The sequence below is a fragment of the Dechloromonas sp. ZS-1 genome (assembly GCF_039649255.1).
GTDB lineage: Bacteria > Pseudomonadota > Gammaproteobacteria > Burkholderiales > Rhodocyclaceae > Azonexus.
Genome location: NZ_JBDIYD010000033.1, coordinates 1 through 1,951 on the forward strand (window position 1 = coordinate 1; position 1,951 = coordinate 1,951).

The following is a 1,951-nucleotide window of genomic DNA, read 5'->3' on the forward strand; positions in this document are numbered from 1 at the left end:
TGGAGTACCTGTCCCATAACTCATCCCTCCGTAGCTGGCTATAAATTACACCACCACACTGTGGGACTAAACACTTAGATCCTGATTGCGGATGACGGGCGGCTTACCGCCAGAATGCCGCCCGACACGGACTGATCCGGCAACGGCAGCAATGGCCGAACAACTGCCGAGTGGTACTGGCATGAAGCTAAATCTCGCACCGATTAAACATCTGTCGCGGCAAACTGTGCCAATGGTTGCTGGGTTTTCGACTTGCTACTTGATTTCTTCTGATGAATTGTCGGTAGCGGGAGACGATACGCATTGGCGAGGTCGTCCTGCATTGCTCTTTTTTCGTGGAGAGATGCCTCGGGTAAATGAGCGTTTATTTCCTGGTGTCTTAATCTGTTCAATGCTCTGTTCGTCCTTGCACAAGTAGGGGATGACCTTTTCCTTGAGTACAGTACGTTTGGCCTTATCGGTGTGGTCAATCATCCCGAGGGCACATTCAGCATACTTGTTTTTCTCACGATTGCAGTTGTGGAATATACCTTTGCCGTTGGTGATCTGATTTTCCCAGTATTCCCCGATCTGGTCGCCCTTGTACGCGTCCTTATTGATCTTCTGTCCGTCAAAAAAAAGGAGGCTGTGGATGTGTGGTCCCTTTTCCTCTGTGTATTCCCTTTTTGCGATGTAGCCAATCATGTTCCCAAAAACAGAGGGTTTCGCACGGCGGTTGTTGAGCAGATGTGTGAGATCCTTGTTAATGTCGTCGAGTGAAGCTGTTCTGGCAACTTCCTTCTTGTAGCCTAGGTCGAGGCGTATGACCTGAACCTTTGAGTGCTTTTCGAGCAGTTGGTCGACGTACTCTGCGGTGCTTTCACTCATGCGTTTGCTGTTTCCGCTTTTTGCCATTTCAATACTCCCGATGGTTGTTCGGAGAAGTCTCCATAGTATGTATACCAAAGGAGTAAAAAGTTGTTCTGCGGAGCGAGGTCTTGGGCTGTAAGGGGCAATGTTGTTGGGAGTTCTGGCTGACCGTACGTGGCTTCGTGTGATGTGTGTTAGTAATCGAGTACTTGTTTGTTATTAATAATACTAATAACCTGAATTCTCCCCATTTTGCCGTGCACTGAAAACGGTTGGTATACGAACTATAATTACCCACCATAAAGGGGGTGGCTGTGAAGGCTGCTGATGTACAAAGTTATGCCAAAGCGATCTTCGCCTTCATCTAGAAAGGACATTTTTCTTCTTGATGTGCGTAATTTTCGGATCGAGCTTCTTGTCTTCGTTTTTAGTGCTGGGTGAGCTTGAGGGCTTGGGTGATTCGTTTTTGAATGGCGTGTGTACAAAAAAATGATGCGTTCGTGCGACAAAATCGCACGAACGCATCGATTACAAGGTCTCCAGCCTAGTTAGGTGATGACGTATTGGCTGAAGAAGTTCTGGTTGAGATTGATGATCAGCGGGGCTTTCCGATGAACTTGTGTAATCCAGATGACATTCTGGGACAACAGAACGTCAATCGCCGGAACGAAACGATCTAGTCCTCGAACCGGGCCGAAACGATGTACTGTGTTGCGAGGAACCGTTGCACAACCGAATATCCCAAAGTTCTGGTACAGGTAGCGCTTGATCTTTTCGGCGTCCAGGACCGCTGGCGGGATTTCAAGCGACGGGGAGAATAAGAGGCGAAACTCTTCCGCATGGAACCAGACAATCGCAAAGGCTCGCTCGACGGTGTCGGTCGTGATTTTTCCTTCCTGACGTGAAAAAACGTGAAGGATCGCTGCTACACGGCCGACGTGCTCCATCAATTTTGAGCCGAAATCACGGATTTCACAAAGATATCCCCCTTCTCGCAACATCGCCTCAATATCGTTCGCTCGGACGCGACGTCCCCCCGTTTTCAGTAGCAATGGGCTTTAGAGTCCATGGTTAATTTACCTGATTTCTGAGCGAGTGATTT

Annotated in this window: 2 protein-coding genes; both read right to left on the bottom strand. The window is 48.4% G+C overall.

Features of this window, described 5'->3' with window-relative positions; all coding sequences use genetic code 11:
- Positions 1-255 precede the first annotated feature (255 nt).
- Positions 256-894 carry an inovirus-type Gp2 protein gene (locus AACO21_RS16610; RefSeq protein ID WP_346193636.1) on the bottom strand — a complete coding sequence of 213 codons (639 nt, stop codon included), beginning with the start codon at positions 892-894 and terminating at the stop codon, positions 256-258.
- 503 nt (positions 895-1,397) lie between these two features.
- Complete coding sequence (locus tag AACO21_RS16615) at positions 1,398-1,901, bottom strand: DUF3987 domain-containing protein (RefSeq protein ID WP_346193637.1); 504 nt, start codon at positions 1,899-1,901, stop codon at positions 1,398-1,400.
- Between the last annotated feature and the right edge of the window lie 50 nt (positions 1,902-1,951).